At 35.5% G+C, this 17,873-nt stretch carries 18 protein-coding genes; 9 read left to right on the forward strand and 9 right to left on the reverse strand.

What is annotated here, in order from left to right; translation table 11 throughout:
- The first annotated feature begins 50 nt into the window (after positions 1-50).
- Both GTR01_RS06815 and GTR01_RS06820 read left to right on the forward strand, forming a co-directional pair.
- Entirely contained in the window at positions 51-1,886 is a 1,836-nt protein-coding gene (locus GTR01_RS06815; RefSeq protein WP_160137115.1) for an ABC transporter ATP-binding protein, read from the forward strand.
- A gap of 22 nt (positions 1,887-1,908) precedes the next feature.
- Positions 1,909-2,259: a DUF1801 domain-containing protein gene (locus GTR01_RS06820; protein ID WP_160137116.1), complete on the forward strand. Its 351-nt coding sequence runs from the start codon at positions 1,909-1,911 to the stop codon at positions 2,257-2,259.
- Between the two features lie 161 nt (positions 2,260-2,420).
- On the opposite strand, the gene GTR01_RS06825 is transcribed toward GTR01_RS06820, so the two are convergent.
- From GTR01_RS06825 to rsfS, 5 genes are all read right to left on the reverse strand, one after another.
- Entirely contained in the window at positions 2,421-3,074 is a 654-nt protein-coding gene (locus GTR01_RS06825; RefSeq protein WP_160137117.1) for a phosphatidylserine decarboxylase family protein, read from the reverse strand.
- 4 nt (positions 3,075-3,078) lie between these two features.
- Complete coding sequence (locus tag GTR01_RS06830; protein WP_160137118.1) at positions 3,079-3,951, reverse strand: phosphatidate cytidylyltransferase; 873 nt, start codon at positions 3,949-3,951, stop codon at positions 3,079-3,081.
- Between the two features lie 24 nt (positions 3,952-3,975).
- On the reverse strand, positions 3,976-4,557 hold the full coding sequence (locus GTR01_RS06835; RefSeq protein WP_185155100.1) for an LUD domain-containing protein: 582 nt from the start codon (positions 4,555-4,557) through the stop codon (positions 3,976-3,978).
- Positions 4,558-4,691: 134 nt separating this feature from the next.
- On the reverse strand, positions 4,692-6,710 hold the full coding sequence (gene ftsH / locus GTR01_RS06840) for an ATP-dependent zinc metalloprotease FtsH (protein WP_160137119.1): 2,019 nt from the start codon (positions 6,708-6,710) through the stop codon (positions 4,692-4,694).
- A gap of 21 nt (positions 6,711-6,731) precedes the next feature.
- Positions 6,732-7,097, reverse strand: coding sequence for a ribosome silencing factor (rsfS, locus tag GTR01_RS06845; RefSeq protein WP_160137120.1), 366 nt, complete (start codon positions 7,095-7,097; stop codon positions 6,732-6,734).
- Between the two features lie 87 nt (positions 7,098-7,184).
- Between rsfS and GTR01_RS06850 the strand changes: the two genes are divergently transcribed.
- Positions 7,185-7,901: a biotin--[acetyl-CoA-carboxylase] ligase gene (locus GTR01_RS06850; protein WP_160137121.1), complete on the forward strand. Its 717-nt coding sequence runs from the start codon at positions 7,185-7,187 to the stop codon at positions 7,899-7,901.
- On the opposite strand, the gene GTR01_RS06855 is transcribed toward GTR01_RS06850, so the two are convergent.
- From GTR01_RS06855 to GTR01_RS06870, 4 genes are all read right to left on the reverse strand, one after another.
- Entirely contained in the window at positions 7,895-9,007 is a 1,113-nt protein-coding gene (locus GTR01_RS06855; RefSeq protein WP_160137122.1) for an LptF/LptG family permease, read from the reverse strand. The two genes, GTR01_RS06850 and GTR01_RS06855, sit on opposite strands and share 7 nt — an antisense overlap.
- A gap of 7 nt (positions 9,008-9,014) precedes the next feature.
- Positions 9,015-10,145 carry a tRNA guanosine(34) transglycosylase Tgt gene (gene tgt, locus GTR01_RS06860; protein ID WP_160137123.1) on the reverse strand — a complete coding sequence of 377 codons (1,131 nt, stop codon included), beginning with the start codon at positions 10,143-10,145 and terminating at the stop codon, positions 9,015-9,017.
- A gap of 68 nt (positions 10,146-10,213) precedes the next feature.
- Positions 10,214-10,579: a DUF4296 domain-containing protein gene (locus tag GTR01_RS06865; RefSeq protein ID WP_160137124.1), complete on the reverse strand. Its 366-nt coding sequence runs from the start codon at positions 10,577-10,579 to the stop codon at positions 10,214-10,216.
- A 47-nt stretch (positions 10,580-10,626) separates the two neighbouring features.
- Positions 10,627-11,343 (reverse strand): polyprenol monophosphomannose synthase, encoded by a 717-nt coding sequence (locus tag GTR01_RS06870; RefSeq protein WP_160137125.1) that lies wholly within the window; start codon positions 11,341-11,343, stop codon positions 10,627-10,629.
- Positions 11,344-11,583: 240 nt separating this feature from the next.
- Between GTR01_RS06870 and GTR01_RS06875 the strand changes: the two genes are divergently transcribed.
- The 6 genes from GTR01_RS06875 to GTR01_RS06900 all read left to right on the forward strand — a co-directional run bounded on the left by GTR01_RS06875 (position 11,584) and on the right by GTR01_RS06900 (position 17,873).
- Positions 11,584-12,252, forward strand: coding sequence for a DUF4271 domain-containing protein (locus GTR01_RS06875; protein WP_160137126.1), 669 nt, complete (start codon positions 11,584-11,586; stop codon positions 12,250-12,252).
- A gap of 11 nt (positions 12,253-12,263) precedes the next feature.
- The gene (locus GTR01_RS06880) at positions 12,264-13,004 is read left to right on the forward strand and encodes a uroporphyrinogen-III synthase (RefSeq protein WP_034721908.1); all 741 of its coding nucleotides are present in this window, start codon (positions 12,264-12,266) and stop codon (positions 13,002-13,004) included.
- Between the two features lie 141 nt (positions 13,005-13,145).
- Complete coding sequence (locus GTR01_RS06885) at positions 13,146-15,188, forward strand: S9 family peptidase (RefSeq protein ID WP_160137127.1); 2,043 nt, start codon at positions 13,146-13,148, stop codon at positions 15,186-15,188.
- Positions 15,189-15,252: 64 nt separating this feature from the next.
- Positions 15,253-15,591 carry a hypothetical protein gene (locus GTR01_RS06890; RefSeq protein WP_066694474.1) on the forward strand — a complete coding sequence of 113 codons (339 nt, stop codon included), beginning with the start codon at positions 15,253-15,255 and terminating at the stop codon, positions 15,589-15,591.
- Between the two features lie 553 nt (positions 15,592-16,144).
- Positions 16,145-17,032, forward strand: a complete 888-nt coding sequence (locus tag GTR01_RS06895; protein ID WP_160137128.1) for a hypothetical protein — start codon at positions 16,145-16,147, stop codon at positions 17,030-17,032.
- A 1-nt stretch (position 17,033) separates the two neighbouring features.
- Positions 17,034-17,873: a hypothetical protein gene (locus tag GTR01_RS06900; protein ID WP_160137129.1), complete on the forward strand. Its 840-nt coding sequence runs from the start codon at positions 17,034-17,036 to the stop codon at positions 17,871-17,873.

Raw genomic sequence — 17,873 nt, forward strand, 5'->3', positions numbered from 1 at the left:
CGTCTTATCTTTTAAAATTATGTAATTTTGCTATCCAAATTTTTCATTGAATGAATGAGTATAAAAAAATTCTGAGGTTCGCGAAACCCCATCAAAAATATATCTACGGAAGTTTATTTTTCAACATTCTGTATTCTCTGTTTCAGATTGCTTCACTAGGAACTATTTTACCAGTTTTAGGAATGCTTTTCGGAACGATTAAGACAGAAAAAACTGTAGCTCCGGTATATTCAGGGGAACTTCTGGATTTCTTCACTTATGCAAAAGATTATGCCAATTATTATATACAATCATTGGTTGCTCAATATGGTTCTTTAAAAGTACTGGCTTGGCTTTGTATCATTACAGCCTTTATGTTCCTTTTAAGAAATATTTTCAGATATCTTGGTGCATTTCTTTTAATTAACTATCGTGTAGGTGTTACCAAGGATCTTCGTGGTGCCATGTACAGAAAGATACTTTCTTTACCGGTTTCCTTCTTTACAGAAAGCAGAAAAGGTGATATGATGTCTCGTATGTCTAATGACGTAGGGGAAGTGGAAGGAAACATCCTGGGGAGTTTGGTTGAATTAATCAATGCTCCGTTTATGCTAATCAGTACTCTGATCTCTTTATTTATTGTAAGCCCGGAAATGACCCTTTTCTCTTTATTGGTATTACCTGTAATGGGAACAATGATTGCATTGATCGGTAAAAGTCTTAAAAAAGATTCTCATGAAGCCCAGCATGAAATGGGAACGATCTTTTCTATTGTAGATGAAACCCTAAAATCTTCAAAGGTTATTAAAATCTTTAATGCAGAAAAGATCATGGACAACCGTTTTATGAAGTCTATGAACAAATGGATTTCCAGCTCAATCAGCTTAGGAAGAAAGAAAGAACTGGCATCGCCAATGAGTGAATTTCTAGGATCTATTACTTTCTTGATCATTGCATGGTACGGAGGAAAACAAATCATTGTTGAACAAAGTCTTTCCCCTGCAGGTTTCTTAGTATTCCTGGGAATGTTCTTCCAGATTCTTCCTCCTGCAAAGAGTTTATCTACATCTATTTCGAATGTACAGAAAGGAGAAGCTTCTCTGAAAAGGGTATTGGAAATTCTGGATGCAGATGTAAAAATCGAAGAAATTGCAGAACCGGTTTCTATTTCAACTCTTAATAATAACATTGAATTCAAAAATATTGGATTCTATTATGATAAGGCTAATCTGATCCTTAAAAACTTTGATTTAACGATTCCTAAAGGGAAAACAGTTGCATTGGTAGGACAAAGTGGAAGTGGAAAAACAACCATCGCCAATCTGTTAGCAAGATTTTATGATGTTTCTGAAGGAGAAATCCTGATTGACGGTGTAGATATCAAACATTTAAAATTACAGGAATACCGTCAACTTCTGGGAATGGTAACCCAGGAATCTGTATTATTCAATGATTCGGTTTACAATAATATTTTGATGGGTAAACCTAATGCTACCAGAGAAGAAGTGATTGCAGCCGCTAAAATCGCCAATGCAGATACATTTATTACTGGGCTTTCTGAAGGATACGACACGAACATCGGAGATGACGGAAACAAACTTTCCGGAGGTCAGAAGCAAAGGGTTTCTATTGCAAGAGCTGTATTGAAAAACCCACCAATCATGATTCTGGACGAAGCTACTTCAGCCCTGGATACTGAATCTGAAAGGTTTGTACAGGACGCTCTGGAGAAAATGATGGAAAACAGAACTTCATTAGTGATTGCTCACCGTCTCTCAACCATTCAAAAAGCAGACTGGATTGTAGTAATGGAAAAAGGAACCATTGTAGAACAGGGAACCCACCATGAGCTTATTGCTAAAAAAGGAATGTACAACAAGCTTGTTGAACTTCAAAATTTTGACTAATTATTTTTAAATCAACATAAAAATGAATCCTATACAAGAGTATTTCTACAGAATCGAAGAGCCTGAAAGAAGTACTCTTCTTTTTTTAAGGGAGACCATCTTAGCGTCAGATCCTGAACATCTGACAGAAACATTGAGCTTTGGTCTTCCCTTCATAAAGTATAAAAAGAAAATGCTGTGCTATTTCTATTACAGCAAAAAATACAAAAAACATTCCCTCAGTTTTTATCATGGTGACAAACTGGATTATCCGGAACTGACACAGGACGGAAGAAAGAAGTTTAAGATTCTTTTAATTGATGTGGAAGAAGATTTACCGGTAGAGTTTATATTAAGCTTATTAGATGAAATAAAGCCATATATTAAGGCTTAGATTAAAGAAGAGGAATCTTCAAACATATATCAACAGTAAAAACGGGATAAGTTCCCGTTTTTTTATTAGTAATTTTTGTGTAAATCATCCACATCATGAGATGTTAGAAACAAAAAAGACCGCTCTTTTCAGAACAGTCTTCATTATGATAATAATAATTCTTAATGTTTTAATTTAGCGATAACATCCAAACCTCCTTTGGTAATATCTCCGATCTTACAAACAATTTCAGTATCCAAAGGCAGGAATACGTCCATTCTTGACCCGAATTTAATAAATCCGAACTCATGCCCAGCTTTTGCCTGATCTCCTTCATTACAATAGAATACGATCCTTCTGGCTACATATCCTGCAATCTGTCTGAAAACAACTTTATGGTTTGTTAAAGTTTCAACTGCCACCGTTGTTCTTTCGTTCTCTGTAGAAGACTTTTCATGCCAAGCTACAAGATACTTTCCGGGATGGTATTTTTTATACACTACCTTTCCAGTAACCGGATATCTACAGATATGAACGTTCAAAGGAGACATAAAGATAGAAACCTGAATGGCTTTTCCTTTAATGAATTCATTTTCCTCCACTTCTTTGATCATTACTACTTTTCCGTCAACCGGAGCGATTACATTCTCTTTATGATCCAGAATAGTACGATTTGGAACTCTGAAAAACCAGAATACAAGACAGTAAATAACCAATAAAGGTACAATGATCAACAAAGACCATATTTTAAGGAAATAGATTGCTAATGCACCCAATACCAAGAAAAGTATCGTTGCTACCGTAATGGTTCCTTTTGATTCTCTATGCAATTTCATGAGACTATATAAATTTTTCTAAAATAAAGTACAAATATACGACAGGAACGCAGATAATAAAACTATCCAGTCTATCTAATACACCTCCATGTCCGGGAATGATGTTTCCACTGTCTTTCACACCGAAATTTCTCTTCAACTGACTTTCTACCAAATCACCCAAAGGAGCAAATGCTGCGATTAAAAATCCTACAACCATCCAGTTTCCTCTCAGTTCAGGTTGGTAATGCTCAATAAAGTAAGACAATACTAAGGTTAGAACTACACCTCCGGCATACCCTTCCCATGTTTTTTTAGGTGAAATTTTAGGAGCCATCTTATGTTTTCCAAAGAACTTTCCTACAAGGTAAGCAAAGGTATCGCTACTCCAGATCAAAATAAACAGGAAAAGAACTTCCAAAGAGAAATTATCGCTGTAGCTGGAGAACTTAGGTAATCCTAATGCAAAACTAAACGGAAGAGCCACATAAATGACCGTAAAGATCAGCTTACCACTATCAAAATACAATTCGTTAGGAAATTTGAATAAAGTAACAACAGCTATTCCAATCAACGCCAGAGCTAATATTTCACTTAACCTAAAATCAAAGAAGAAGTCGTGATGAAAATATCGTTTGGAAAAAATATAGAATATGAAAATAACCAATGGATAGACTACCCATTTTTCATAGCCTTTTCCGAACTTCATGATTTTAACACATTCCCAGGTTCCTACAAGCAGCAAAAAGCTTATCAGTCCATAATAAAGGTACTGCTGTTGGATAAGACCAGGAAAAACACTGTTGATAAGTTGTGCTCCTAACGGAGTTGAACAAAGAATAATAATGGCTACATAAACGAGGCCTGAAAGGGTTCTTTGAATGAGATTTTTATCCAAGATTTAAAATTTAGAAGTGGGTGCTTAATCTTCAAGCAACAATAAAAACAGTTTTGTATTGGAATTGGAAGAACTGTCCATTTTGGACTGGCTTCCGCTGATGGAAGTAAGGTTCTTTATATTTCCATTTCTTTTTATTTTCCCCATGGCATCATTCAGGTTATTTACAATCTGTGAAACATTGGCTATGATAATAATTCTATCCGGCAGCCTTGAAGAATGATAATGAAGAATATTATTATGGGAAAGCATTATTCTTCCGTCATAAGCAATGAGGTATTCACAGGTGATGAATGCTGCATCATTTGACGGCTGCAATTCTGAGGTATAAGTAGTTTTCACAACATTTAAAAAGTTCTGAAGTTCCTTATCCCAACAAAAAAGGTCTCTTATCCCTTCTATTTTGATAATTTGATTTAAAGTTTGTAGAGCCTCCGCTTCATCTGCACAATAATTAAAAAATCCTCCCGAATGCGTAAATAATTGCGCAAACTTATAGTCAAGATCCGCATTTTTCAGCGAATCCCCAAGCTTCTCCAGGCTCTGTTTCTCCTCTTCTTCAGGCTGGTTGGTAAGTTTGCTTACAATCCTCTTGAATAAATTCAACTTAATCTATTTTTAGTCAACTTTATACAAAAATAGAAAATAAATTACAATACATTCCAAAATATCTCCTTAAATATGAAAAAACCTGACAATTTTAAAATTGTCAGGTTTTATTTATCCTATTTTAAAGGCTTTTAAAGCTGTGTTGGGCTTTCAGGAGCCTGTATCACATTTTCATCCTCTTTCTCTTTAATTTGAGGAATATCCAATACTTCCGGCTCTGCTTTTTCAGGGATCGTATTGGTCACTGGTTTCTCTGTTAATTCAGGATCCCATGCTCTCTTTCCAAAAATCTCTTCAAGGTCTTCACGGAAGATCACTTCTTTTTCTAAAAGTTTATTAGCAAGAGCATCTAATTTATCCTTATTTTCTGTAAGAATTCTTATTGCTCTGTCATATTGCTCACTTACAAATCTCTTGATTTCATCATCAATAACCTCTGCAGTTTTCTCAGAATATGGTTTAGAGAATGAATAATCAGACTGACCTGAGCTGTCATAGTAAGAAACGTGTCCTACTTTTTCACTCAAACCATAGATTGTTACCATAGAATTCGCTTGTTTGTAAGCTCTTTCAAGGTCATTCTGAGCTCCTGTAGAATAATCTCCTAATGCTACCTGTTCTGCGGCTCTACCTCCTAAAAGTGAACACATTTCATCAAGTAACTGCTCAGTGGTTGTAATTTGTCTTTCTTCCGGTAAATACCATGCTGCTCCTAAAGAACGGCCTCTTGGTACAATCGTTACCTTCAACAATGGTGAAGCATGTTCTGTAAGCCAAGAAACAGTTGCGTGACCTGCCTCATGGAATGCAATTCTTCTTTTCTCAGAAGGTTTGATCGCTTTATTTTTTTTCTCAAGACCACCGATAATTCTGTCTACCGCATCAAGGAAGTCTTGTTTTACTACAAATTCATGACTGTTTCTCGCTGCGATAAGTGCCGCTTCATTACATAAATTAGCGATATCTGCACCACTGAAACCAGGAGTTTGTTTTGCCAAGAAATCTCTGTCTACACTATCATCAAGCTTGATTTTCTTTAAGTGAACATCAAGAATCTGTCTTCTTTCATGTAATTCAGGAAGATCTACATAGATGGAACGGTCAAAACGTCCTGCTCTCATCAAAGCTTTATCTAGGATATCCGCTCTGTTGGTGGCAGCCATTACAATCACGTTCGTATCTGTTCCGAAACCATCCATTTCAGTAAGAAGCTGGTTCAATGTATTTTCTCTTTCATCGTTTCCGCCAGAGAAATTATTTTTTCCTCTTGCACGCCCGATTGCATCAATCTCGTCAATAAAGATAATTGCTGGAGATTTAGCTTTAGCCTGAGCAAAAAGGTCTCTTACTCTTGAAGCACCTACTCCCACAAACATTTCCACGAAATCAGATCCTGAAAGTGAGAAGAACGGAACTTTAGCTTCTCCTGCAACAGCTTTAGCCAATAAGGTTTTACCTGTCCCCGGAGGCCCTACTAAAAGTACTCCTTTAGGAATTTTACCTCCTAATTTCGTGTATTTTTCAGAGTTTTTCAAGAAATCTACTACTTCCTGAACTTCTTCTTTAGCTCCTTCTAATCCTGCAACATCTTTAAACGTTACTTGAATTCTTTCTTTTTCGTCGAAAAGCTTAGCTTTAGACTTCCCTATAGAGAAAATCTGTCCACCAGGACCTCCGCCGCCGCCCATCTTTCTGAAAAGAAGGAAGTAGAATAATCCCAGAATAGCAATCCAAATCAATGCGGAGATTAAAATATCCGCGAAAGGACTTTTTCCGGTTCCATAATCTTTAGCTGTTTTAATAGCAGGATTTGTCGCCTTAATTTGCTCAAATTTCTGAAGGAAAAGTTGAAGATCTCCATATTTTACAGAATAATCTGCTTTAGGAGCCATATCTAAAGCTGAAAAAGGATTATTTTCCTTTCCGGTTTTAACCATTGCTGATTTTGCTTCTTTGGTAAGGAAAACATCAGCTTTCTCAATGTCTTTGTATATAATTATATTCTGAACTTTCCCTGCCTGCATTTCTCTAAAGAAACCATCTTCATCAATAGTTTTTGCTGTATCTCCGCCAAGGAAATTGGAACCAAAGAAAAGCAAAAGAGCTATGATTGCAATAGGAAAGAACCAATTGAATCCTTTGTTATTCATTTAGACTTTTTAAAATTTTTATTATTGATTTTCAATTTTGGTAATGACTGCGTCACCCCAAAGTTCTTCGATATCGTAATACTCACGTACCTCCTTCTGGAAAATGTGAACCACTACTGAAACATAATCTACCAATACCCACATAGAGTTTTCTGTACCTTCTACGTGCCAAGGTCTGTCTTTCAGATCGTTTCTCACTTTTTTCTCTACACTTCCTGCTAATGCTGAAACTTGTGTATTCGAGTTTCCGCTGCATATTACGAACGTCTCCGCTACTGAGTTTTCAATGTTTGAAAGATCAAAGATCATAATATCTTCTCCCTTTACATCTTGAAGTGCTTCAACGATTTTATCTATTAGTGCTTGTTTTTCTGCTGTTTTATTCATTAAAAAAATACTATAATCTGCAAATTTATTGTTTTTTCTTTACTTTAACCTTACTTTTACCCCCTTAATGTCTTAAAGTTTTCTTAAATGAGTCAACTCTTCTATCTAAAAGAATGTTCTTCTACTAATGACGAAATATCAAAGTTTTTACTTTACGAAAATTCAGATTTTATCGGATTGCATACTTTTAATCAAACTAAAGGCCGTGGCCAGTATGGAAATGTCTGGACTCAGACTGCCGGAAAAAACTTAGCATATACGCTGGCAGTGAATACTCAAAACATTGTGTGTTCCGACTTTATATTCAATTATTATACCGCAATTATTGTCAGAGATTTCCTTGCCAATTTGGCTGATAATGATGTAAAAATCAAATGGCCGAATGATATTATCCTTAAAGGTAAAAAAATCGTGGGAATTTTGATTGAAAAGAAAAAAATTAATCAGAATAGTTATTTCATTATAGGTACCGGAATTAATATCCTTCAGGATAAATTTGAGGAAATTTCGAACGCGGGGTCCCTCCTAACGCAGATAGGCAAGGAATTTGACCTTGAAGACTTCACTTTACACTTTCATGAATTTCTATCAGAAAAACTAAAAAACGTTCCTTCTGACCAGGAAATCCTGGACAGATTCAATGAGAGTTTATTCCGAAAAGATGAGATCTCAGTCTTTGAAATTCAAAAAGAAAGACAAAATGGCATCATCCGAAATGCAGATGAAAAAGGAGAACTTTGGATCGAATTGGAAAAAGACGGCATGTCTTCTTTTTATCACAAAGAAGTAAAACTCCTTTACTGATTGGCCCTTTTGATGTAAAGATAAAGGGTAAGCGGAAGAAATACAAGGTTTGGAAGCCACATCGCCAAAGCCGGTGGCAAACTTTTATTCTCTGAAACGACCTTTAAAGCCTCAAATGAGAAGACAAAAAGGAAGGCCAATGAAATCCCTATCGCAAGATTGATTCCCAAACCTCCTCTTTTCTTTTGAGAAGACAAAGAAAGCGCCAGGAAAGTCAAAATAATGATGGAAACGGGCATAGAAGTTCTCTGATGAAGCTCATTCAGGTAAGAATTCAGGTTGCTGTTTCCTCTTGCTTTTTCTCTTTCAATAAATTTGAGCAGCTCAGGTGTTGTTTTATTTTGTCCTAAAAGCTCATTAGGGAAAAGCTCTTCAGGAGAGTGACTATAGTTCTTCCTAAGTTCTACTCCATTACTAAGCTTTTCGGTATTATCTTTATTGATTGTTTTTTCCAGATAGTTATTTAAAACGAACTGTTTTTTAACCTGATCCCAATATACTTCACCAGCTTTTAGCTCATAAACCATTCTTCGATTCTTATCGAATTTTTGGTAAACGAAGCTGGATCCTCTTTTTTCTCTTTTATTCCAGGAATCTACGAAGATATATTCTGTTCTGCTCAATTGCGAAGAGGCAGGAGCTGTTCCTAGAATCTTTTCTTTATTGGCTGCATTATAGGTATATGCTTCCAGTTCATTCTTCTTAATATTCGCCCAGGGAAGCACCAAATGGTACACCACAAGCGCCATTAAAGCAATCAGAATTGAAGTATACAGATAGGGCTTTGAAAACCTGTGAAAACTGGCACCACTACTGATAATGGCCACAATTTCAGTGTTATTTGCCATTCTGGATGTGAAATAGATCACGGTAATAAATACCAGAATGGAAAGGAAGGTTACCACCAGATTAATAATCCAGAAAGGATAGAAATGCACGAGAAAATACCCAAGATCCAGTTTTGGATCAAGAGCTTTAGCATTTTCTATTCTTGGGATCTTTTGCTGAACGTCGATGACAAGCACCACTATAGACAATAGTACCAGCATGAAACTAAAAGTTCCAAGGTATTTCTTAATGATATATTTGTCTACGATTTTAAGCATATTCTTCTTATAGTCTTTGTCTAAGAACTGGTACTACGGAGTTTTTCCATTCATAGAAATCTCCGGCGATAATATGTTCTCTTGCCACTTTTACCAGATCTAGGTAAAATGCAAGATTATGAATTGAAGCAATTTGCTTTGCTAAATATTCTTTAGATACAAACAAGTGGCGAAGATATGCTTTTGAATATTCACGATCCACAAAGCTGGTTCCGAATTCATCCAAAGGCGAAAAATCACGCTTCCATTTTTCATTTTTAAGGTTCATTACCCCTTGCCATGTGAAAAGCATTGCATTTCTGGCATTTCTTGTAGGCATAACACAATCCATCATATCGATTCCTAATCCAATCGATTCCAGAATATTCCAAGGTGTTCCCACCCCCATCAAATATCTTGGTTTTTCTTTAGGAAGGATATCTGTTACTTCATCGGTAATTCTGTACATTTCTTCTTCAGGTTCTCCAACAGAAAGCCCTCCAATAGCATTTCCTTCTGCTCCAGCTTCAGAAATTACTTCCGCTGAAATCTTTCTTAAATCTGAATAAGTAGATCCTTGAACAATAGGGAAAAGCCTTTGTTTATGTCCATATAATTCAGGATTATCATTAGTCCATTCGATACATCTTTTCAGCCAACGGTGTGTAAGCTCCATTGATGATTTCGCCTGGTTATAGTCACAAGGATAGGGAGTACATTCATCGAAAGCCATGAAAATATCAGCTCCGATTTGTCTTTGAATCTCCATTGATCTTTCCGGAGAGAACATGTGATAACTTCCGTCAATATGAGATTTAAATCTTGCTCCTTCTTCAGTCATTTTTCGGTTGCTCGCCAGCGAGAATACCTGAAAACCTCCTGAATCAGTAAGAATAGGAAGATCCCAGTTCATAAATTTATGTAAACCACCTGCATCTTGCATTGTTTCCATTCCTGGACGAAGGTAAAGGTGATACGTATTTCCCAAAATAATTTGGGCTTTAATGTCTTCTTTTAATTCTCTCTGATGAACTGTCTTTACACTGGCAACAGTTCCTACCGGCATAAAAATAGGAGTCTGGATTTTTCCGTGATCTGTAGTGATCTCCCCTGCTCTTGCTTTTCCTTCAGAGGTTTTTTCTATATTAAAAAATTTCATCTGTACACTTTTTTAGTTCGCTTCGATCAGCGATTCTCATTGCAGGGCAGCCCTGCGTCATCATTATTTTATTTCTGAGGCATTCCTAGTTCGGTTTGCTTCAGCTTATCTTTTACATACTTATCCGCCTTAGGATCTTTTTTCAGTAAAATTTGCTGTGCTTCATTTGCGATGTCTGTCATTTCTTCTTTAATCACATAATATTTAAAACTTTCAACAAAGTCATCCGGTTTTACATTATGGGATTTTAAAATAAATCTTGTACCCGCTTCCATATTTCTGTTCTGATACATAAAATTAACCTGATCGTTCATCACAAGGTCTGCGACGATCTCTGCCATCACATCCTGATCAACCAGATTTTTAGGCTTATCAATATAATCACTACATGAAGACAGCCCCAGAAAAACAAAAACAAGGATCAAAGTTTTCATCAGCTTATTTTTATATTTTTTATTGGAAGAATTGGTCATGCTTAATTTTATAATCTATTGATGATTGACTTCCATTTTAAGTTTAACACACCAAAAACAGCTTCATGGATAATTCCACCGTTCATTTTGCTTTCCCCTAAAATCCTATTGGTAAATATAATAGGAACTTCCACAATTTTAAAGCCTTTTTTAAAAGCTCTGAATTTCATTTCAATCTGAAACCCATATCCCTTCAATCTTACATTATCCAATCCTATATCTTCCAACACCTTACGAGAGAAGCACACAAAACCGGCTGTTGTATCATGGATAGGCAGCCCTAAAATAAATCTTACATACTTGGATGCAAAATAAGATAACAGAACCCTTCCCATAGGCCAGTTCACCACATTTACTCCTTTTGAATAGCGAGATCCAATAGCCATATCAGCATTCAGACAGGCTTCAAAAAGTTTAGGCAGATCATTAGGATTATGCGAAAAATCGGCATCCATTTCAAAAATATAATCGTATTTATTTTCGATAGCCCACTTAAATCCATGAATATAGGCTTTACCCAAACCATCTTTTGTATGTCTTATAGAAAGATGAAGGTAATGTGGATACCTCTTTTGTAATTCTTTTACGATTTCAGCTGTTCCATCCGGAGAAGAATCATCCACTACTAGGATATGAAAGTCATCCTCCAATGCAAAAACCGCGGAAATAATATTTTCAATATTTTCCTTTTCGTTATACGTTGGGATTATGACGAGTTTTTTCATTTCAGTTTGCAAAGATAGTTTATTTAACCTTTTTATTTTATACAAAATAATCTATAATTTTGCAAAAAATTTTTCAATGATTCGTGGATCAAATAAAAATTGAGATCAAGAATCTTAGATGATGCACAAAATCAATTGAAAAAAAGGCTTAACATCAAATTTAGCAGATGAAGCAATAAAGAAAATCTATGCCAAGTTGTGTTATTTATAGTTAAATAAAAAAATAAAAAACTTAAAAATTTGCCATCGTCACCGAACTACATCAATCATGTAAGAATACCTGAGAACAACGATTGGGTCATTTTTATACTTATAGGCTGTATATTTTTATATGTTTTCATGATGAACATTATAGAAAGAGATGCAAGTCTTAAAGATTTTCTGCTTCAAAAGTATTTTGATGCAAGTAACAATCTCCCGAGCTGGATTATCACCTCCTGTGTGATTGCCCTTACTTTATCTGTTTTGATTTCACAATACATTCCGGTAGTTCCGAAATATATTGCAGACCTGCAGATTTTGGGATATCAGCTTAATAAATTTGGATATACCCTCATTGCGGTAATCTTTTTTTACCTGACCAAGTCAACATTGGGTTATTTATTCTATCAAAGTATCGGAGATGGAAAAAAATGGACTATTTTCTACTTCACCTCGACAAAGTTCTATTTTATCCTGTCATTTTTGTTGATAATTTTGTGTGTCACCCATTATTACTTCCCTATAGACAGAAATAAAATATTCTTATACTATTTCTCTTTCTTTTCTTTTGTATTCATTTTCAAAGTTTTTTTCTATTTATTTCACAAGAACAAGATTCTTCCAGAGAAATGGTATTATAAATTTTTGTATATTTGCACGCTCCAAATCGCACCATTATTACTGCTTTGGAAGTTGTTATTTTTTTAATAAAGTCAAAGATGAGAATAAAGTCTATATTGGTTTCTCAACCAGCGCCTAGTGAGTCTTCTCCATATCTGGATATAGCGAAGAAGGAAAAAATAAAGATTGATTTCCGCCCATTTATCCACGTCGAAGGGGTTGACAATAAAGAACTCAGAACTCAGAAAATAGATCTGACGCAATATACCGGTATCATTTTTACCAGTAAAAATGCTATTGACCATTACTTCAGACTTGCAGAAGAATTGCGTTTTGCAGTTCCGGATACAATGAGATATATCTGTCAATCGGAAGCTATTGCCAACTATCTTCAGAAACACATCGTGTACAGAAAAAGAAAAATCAGCTTTGGGGAGAAAAACTTCTCAGATCTTCTTCCTCTGTTCAAGAAGTTTCCTACTGAAAAATATCTGTTGCCATCTTCAGATGTTTTAAGTCCGGATATTGTAAAAACTTTAGATTCTGCTAATGTAGAATGGACAAGAGCAATCATGTACCGTACTGTATGTAGTGACTTAACAGACATCAACATTAAAGATTACGATATGTTGATTTTCTTCAGTCCACAAGGAATCAAGTCTCTACAACAGAATTTCCCAGACTTCAAACAAGATGAAACGAAGATCGGAGTTTTCGGAAACACCACTTTAGCTGCTGCTGAAGAAGCCGGATTAAAAGTAGATCTAATGGCTCCTACGAAGGAAACTCCTTCTATGACCATGGCTCTTGAAAAATATATTAAGGCACTACACAAATAGTCTTTAATACAAAAAATAAGCTCAACCATCTTTTCAATACAGAAAAGATGGTTTTTTTTTAACTACATTTGAACAAAAATTAACATTGAATAGTACGTTCTGATAAAGCATATCAAAGCGTACAAAAAATAAAATATTCTGATGAAAGCTCCACAGGCAAAAAAAATAGAAAAAATACTAGAAACCCACGGCGACAAAAGAACTGATAATTATTTCTGGCTTAATGAAAGGGAAAACCCGGAAGTTATTCAATATCTGGAAGAAGAAAATGCTTACGAAGAATTCATCATGAAAGACACTGAAGAGCTTCAGGAAGAGCTCTTCGAAGAAATGAAAGCTCGATACAAGAAGGATGACGAATCTTTACCTTATATCTTCAATGAATACTGGTATATTGTACGCTATGAAGAAGGCAAGGAATACCCAATCTTCTGCAGAAAGTACAAAAGCTTGGATAATGAGGAGGAAATTATACTTAATGTCAATACTTTAGCAGAAGGCGAAGATTTCTTTGAAGTAGGAAGTGTAGCTGTGAGTCCTAATAATGAACTGACTTCTTTTTCTTCAGATAATGTCGGAAGAAGAATTTATACTTTAAACTTCAAAAATTTAAAAACCGGAGAAATTCTTCCTGACAAAATCCTGAATACTACAGGAAAGGCTGTTTGGGCTAATGATAATCAACATATATTTTATATCAGAAAGGACAAAAGCCTTCGCGCATTTCAGGTTTACAGACATAAACTGGGAACTGACCCTGCAGAAGATGTACTTATCTTCCATGAAAAGGATGACACTTTTGATGTAAATGTTTTTAAAACAAAATCATTACAATATATTTTTATTGCCAGTTCAAGCACTATTTCCGATGAACATCATTTCATTCCTGCAGACAACGTTTTCGCAGACTGGAAAGTTATTCAGCCCAGAATAGACGACCTTGAATATTCTGTAGAACATTATGAAGATGAATTCTACATTATCACGAATGCTGATGATGCCACAAATTTTAAAATCGTAAAAACGAAGATCGATAATTGTGGTATGGAAAATTGGGTAGACGTAATCCCTCATCGTGCCGAAGTATTATTAGAAGGCTTTGAAATCTTCAAAGATTATCTGGTTTTAGAAGAAAGAGAAAAGGGATTGCTTCAAATCAAAATTATTGATGAGAAGACAAAAGAATCTTACTATTTACCTTTTTCCGATCCAACCTACACTACTTATATAGGAATCAATCTTGAATTTGATACGGAGATTTTACGTTATGGTTATACCTCTCTAACTCAGCCAAGTTCTACCTACGAGTATAACATGAAAGACAAAACCACCACTCTTCTGAAACAACAAGAAGTTTTGGGTGGAAACTTCTTCCCGGAAAATTATATTTCAGAAAGAATCTGGGCAGATTCCCGAGACGGAGAAACAAAAATCCCAATTTCTCTTGTCTACCATAAGGACACTAAGAAATCAGCAGACACTCCACTTCTACTCTATGGATATGGAAGCTATGGCCACACTGTAGATGCTAGCTTTTCCAATGTAAGACTTTCCATCCTTGACCGTGGTTTTATTTATGCTATTGCCCACATCCGCGGTGGTGAATATTTGGGAAGAGAATGGTATGAAGACGGAAAAATGTTGTTCAAGAAAAATACTTTCTTCGATTTTATAGATGCAGGAAAATATCTTATAAAGGAAAACTATACTTCATCCAATCATTTATATGCAATGGGCGGAAGTGCCGGAGGATTATTGGTAGGTGCAGTAATGAATTATGAGCCTCAATTATTCAATGGTATTGTAGCACAAGTTCCTTTTGTAGATGTGGTAACAACAATGCTTGATGATACGATCCCTTTAACAACCGGGGAGTACGACGAATGGGGAAATCCTAATGACAAGGAATACTATCATTATATGAAGGATTATTCACCTTATGATAATGTAGAAGCTAAAGATTATCCTAATATATTAATTACAACAGGATTCCACGATTCTCAGGTACAATATTGGGAGCCTGCAAAATGGACTGCAAAGCTTAGAGAATTGAAAACCGATAACAATATTCTGATTTTTAAAACAGATATGAGCTCAGGTCACGGAGGGGCAAGTGGAAGGTTTGAATCCCTAAAAGAAGATGCATTGGAATATGCGTTTTTATTAAAAATTGATCATAATTAAAAACAACCATAAAACGAGATTAAACATTGATACCATCAATTATTAATCATCATTTATCAATCTTATGAACGAATCCGAATACTGGAAAAAAATAGAACAGTTCTTCGAAGATAACTTCCAGACTGAGAAGAACCCTCCTATTGAGACTTTACTGTTCTTGATAGGACTTCAGGAACTGGGCAGCGGACAACAGAAATATACAAAAGAAGATAAGGTAAACCTGATCCATATTGCAGTTTGCAGACTGCTTGAGCCTTTTGGATATTATAAATTCACCCATTATGAAGATGGGTGGCCTCAATTTGACAAACTCGAAGATCTTCCTGAATTAAAGCCTAATGAGCAAACCTTGCTTATGAAAAAGGCAATTATTCAGTACTTTCAGGAGGAAGAGCTTATTTAAGTTAAAATGCAGAATTTTGAAAATTCCCTAATGAAACAATAGCATTATTAGTGAAATACCACTAAAACACTGCATTCCCCATATAAATAGAGACTAGTCAAAAACTTGTCTCTATTTTTTTTAAACAAAAATAACTTGTTGATTTAAAAAATATTGTATTTTTTTATTTATAGTTAATATTTTAAACCATTTCATTCCCAAGCTATTACACCTATATTTTACGAATATAATATTCATATCTTACAATTTATCAGAATTTGATAGGCATATTCCGTATTAGATTTGTAATTTAGAGACTTCAGACCACATTCTTTTGACCTGTTACTATGGTCAATTTCCCTCAGAATACTATGGTCAATTTCTTCAGGCTTGCATTTGTTGTACAGCACTGAAAAAAAAGACACCACAAAAATGATATCCCGACTCATTATGAGCCGGGCAGGCTGAAATTTGAAAAAAATACACACAAAAACTAAGAACTGAAAAAACTATGCATTTCGAAAAGATTCTTCTGAAGAAAAAACAGATTAAAATTTAAATAGAAATCAAAACCATGAAAAAAATTAGCACTTCTTTAATGTTGCTCATTCTCAGCATGGCCTTTTCACAAGTAGGAATTTCAAAAAACCCAACGGTTGAAATTCATAATAAGGCCATTTTACAAATCGATGGAAAATATGGAGGAAAAAATTACGGCATGATGCTTCCTGAAGTATCTGCACCGGAAAATCTCCCATTGTACAGCTCCACGACCTCAGACAATGAGATGACAGGAATGATGATGTTCGAAAAAACACATGCTACCTTTTACTCTTATGATGGAGCAAAATGGAACAATGAGCCTACAGCTGCCGACTTTAAAATGAAACAAGCTCGCTTTTTATCCAATGCTGATGAAGAGACCAGCGTCGTATGTGTACTTCTTGGCTGCGGCCGGCATGTAGGACTAGGATTCAGTGCTCCTGTTGATGGGAAACAATCTTACAACAGTCTTAATATAACAAGAGAAGCAGCTGTTGTAGCCGGAGGAGGACTTTATGGAGACAAAAGTTTTGATAATGCCAAATTTGTCATCAACGAAGCAGGAGTTTATGACATTTACCTGAATGTTCCTTCTAAAACAGGAGGAGCCGTCTCTCTTACCAGTGGCCCTCAATATCAGCTGCGAGCCTATTTGAAACAAAGTAATGGAAGTTATAATGAGGTTAAGCTTACCACATTCTTCCCTGATTATTACGGAATTTTAGGAATTGGCGGAGATACCAATACGGCAGCTTTCACCACCACAAGAATCCGTTTGAATCCCGGAGATTATATTGTCCCGAGAATACATTCTCCATTAGCAACAGTATCTGTAGTGGTTACCCTTACCGCTGCGGCCAACACCAATATTGCTAAATACTATCCAAGAGAAATAATGTTCACCAAAGTAAGCGATTAAGATGATCAGAAAAACAATTACACTCAACGTCTTTATTGCGACAGCAGTAAATACACTAGGATTTGCCCAAGTCAAAATGGGTAAAAGACCTGAAATCATTCATCCAAGAGCCGCTTTACAGGTAGAGCATACTACAAAAGGAATTATGCTTCCTGTTGTTGACAATCATACTCAACTTCCTAATTACAATGCAGCACAATCGGATCTATATGATAATAAACCTGAAGATAATGGGTTGGTATTTTATAACAAAGAGATCAAGGATGTAGTAAAATATGATGGATATAGATGGATCTCCGCCACAGAGAGAAGTATCAAAAACTATAAAAATGTAAGCATCCTGGGATCAAATGCTTCCGATGTATCTGTTGCTAACGTATTGGGAATTACGGGTCGACCTACTCTATTGTTTAATATTTTAAATGATTTTGACAGAAATAATGTAAATAATTTAGGAGTTACAGTGAACGCCAATGGAGAAATTACGATTCCCGCAGATGGCTTCTACAGAATCAATCCATCCATAAAATCAAGCAGTGCCGGAGGCCTTTCTGTAGGAAATGCAGCTACTATTATTTCCCTTCAGGCGCTGTATGCTAACGCAACAGGAGAAGGATGGCAAAAAATTCATGAAAACAGCTTTCTGCTTTATGGCTTATTAGTAACTGCCGGAAGTGCCAACTCTGTGAATAACTTTTCCACTACAAAATATCTGCATGCCGGAGATCAGATCCGTTTAAGAGCGGGAATTCAAGCTGATACAGGATTGAATGTAGGAGCTGGTGTAAACTTTAAAATGAATGATAAAGATACTTTTATCTATATAGAGAAATTGAACTAA

It is taken from the genome of Chryseobacterium sp. c4a (assembly GCF_009900745.1).
GTDB lineage: Bacteria > Bacteroidota > Bacteroidia > Flavobacteriales > Weeksellaceae > Chryseobacterium.

Excerpts from the sequence above, each read along its gene's own strand:
- GTR01_RS06815 (WP_160137115.1), top strand. The coding sequence starts at position 51 with ATGAATGAGTATAAAAAAATTCTGAGGTTCGCGAAACCCCATCAAAAA.
- GTR01_RS06820 (WP_160137116.1), top strand. The coding sequence starts at position 1,909 with ATGAATCCTATACAAGAGTATTTCTACAGAATCGAAGAGCCTGAAAGA.
- GTR01_RS06825 (WP_160137117.1), bottom strand. The coding sequence starts at position 3,074 with ATGAAATTGCATAGAGAATCAAAAGGAACCATTACGGTAGCAACGATA.
- ftsH (WP_160137119.1), bottom strand. The coding sequence starts at position 6,710 with ATGAATAACAAAGGATTCAATTGGTTCTTTCCTATTGCAATCATAGCT.
- rsfS (WP_160137120.1), bottom strand. The coding sequence starts at position 7,097 with ATGAATAAAACAGCAGAAAAACAAGCACTAATAGATAAAATCGTTGAA.
- GTR01_RS06850 (WP_160137121.1), top strand. The coding sequence starts at position 7,185 with ATGAGTCAACTCTTCTATCTAAAAGAATGTTCTTCTACTAATGACGAA.
- GTR01_RS06855 (WP_160137122.1), bottom strand. The coding sequence starts at position 9,007 with ATGCTTAAAATCGTAGACAAATATATCATTAAGAAATACCTTGGAACT.
- tgt (WP_160137123.1), bottom strand. The coding sequence starts at position 10,145 with ATGAAATTTTTTAATATAGAAAAAACCTCTGAAGGAAAAGCAAGAGCA.
- GTR01_RS06865 (WP_160137124.1), bottom strand. The coding sequence starts at position 10,579 with ATGAAAACTTTGATCCTTGTTTTTGTTTTTCTGGGGCTGTCTTCATGT.
- GTR01_RS06870 (WP_160137125.1), bottom strand. The coding sequence starts at position 11,343 with ATGAAAAAACTCGTCATAATCCCAACGTATAACGAAAAGGAAAATATT.
- GTR01_RS06880 (WP_034721908.1), top strand. The coding sequence starts at position 12,264 with ATGAGAATAAAGTCTATATTGGTTTCTCAACCAGCGCCTAGTGAGTCT.
- GTR01_RS06885 (WP_160137127.1), top strand. The coding sequence starts at position 13,146 with ATGAAAGCTCCACAGGCAAAAAAAATAGAAAAAATACTAGAAACCCAC.
- GTR01_RS06890 (WP_066694474.1), top strand. The coding sequence starts at position 15,253 with ATGAACGAATCCGAATACTGGAAAAAAATAGAACAGTTCTTCGAAGAT.
- GTR01_RS06895 (WP_160137128.1), top strand. The coding sequence starts at position 16,145 with ATGAAAAAAATTAGCACTTCTTTAATGTTGCTCATTCTCAGCATGGCC.
- GTR01_RS06900 (WP_160137129.1), top strand. The coding sequence starts at position 17,034 with ATGATCAGAAAAACAATTACACTCAACGTCTTTATTGCGACAGCAGTA.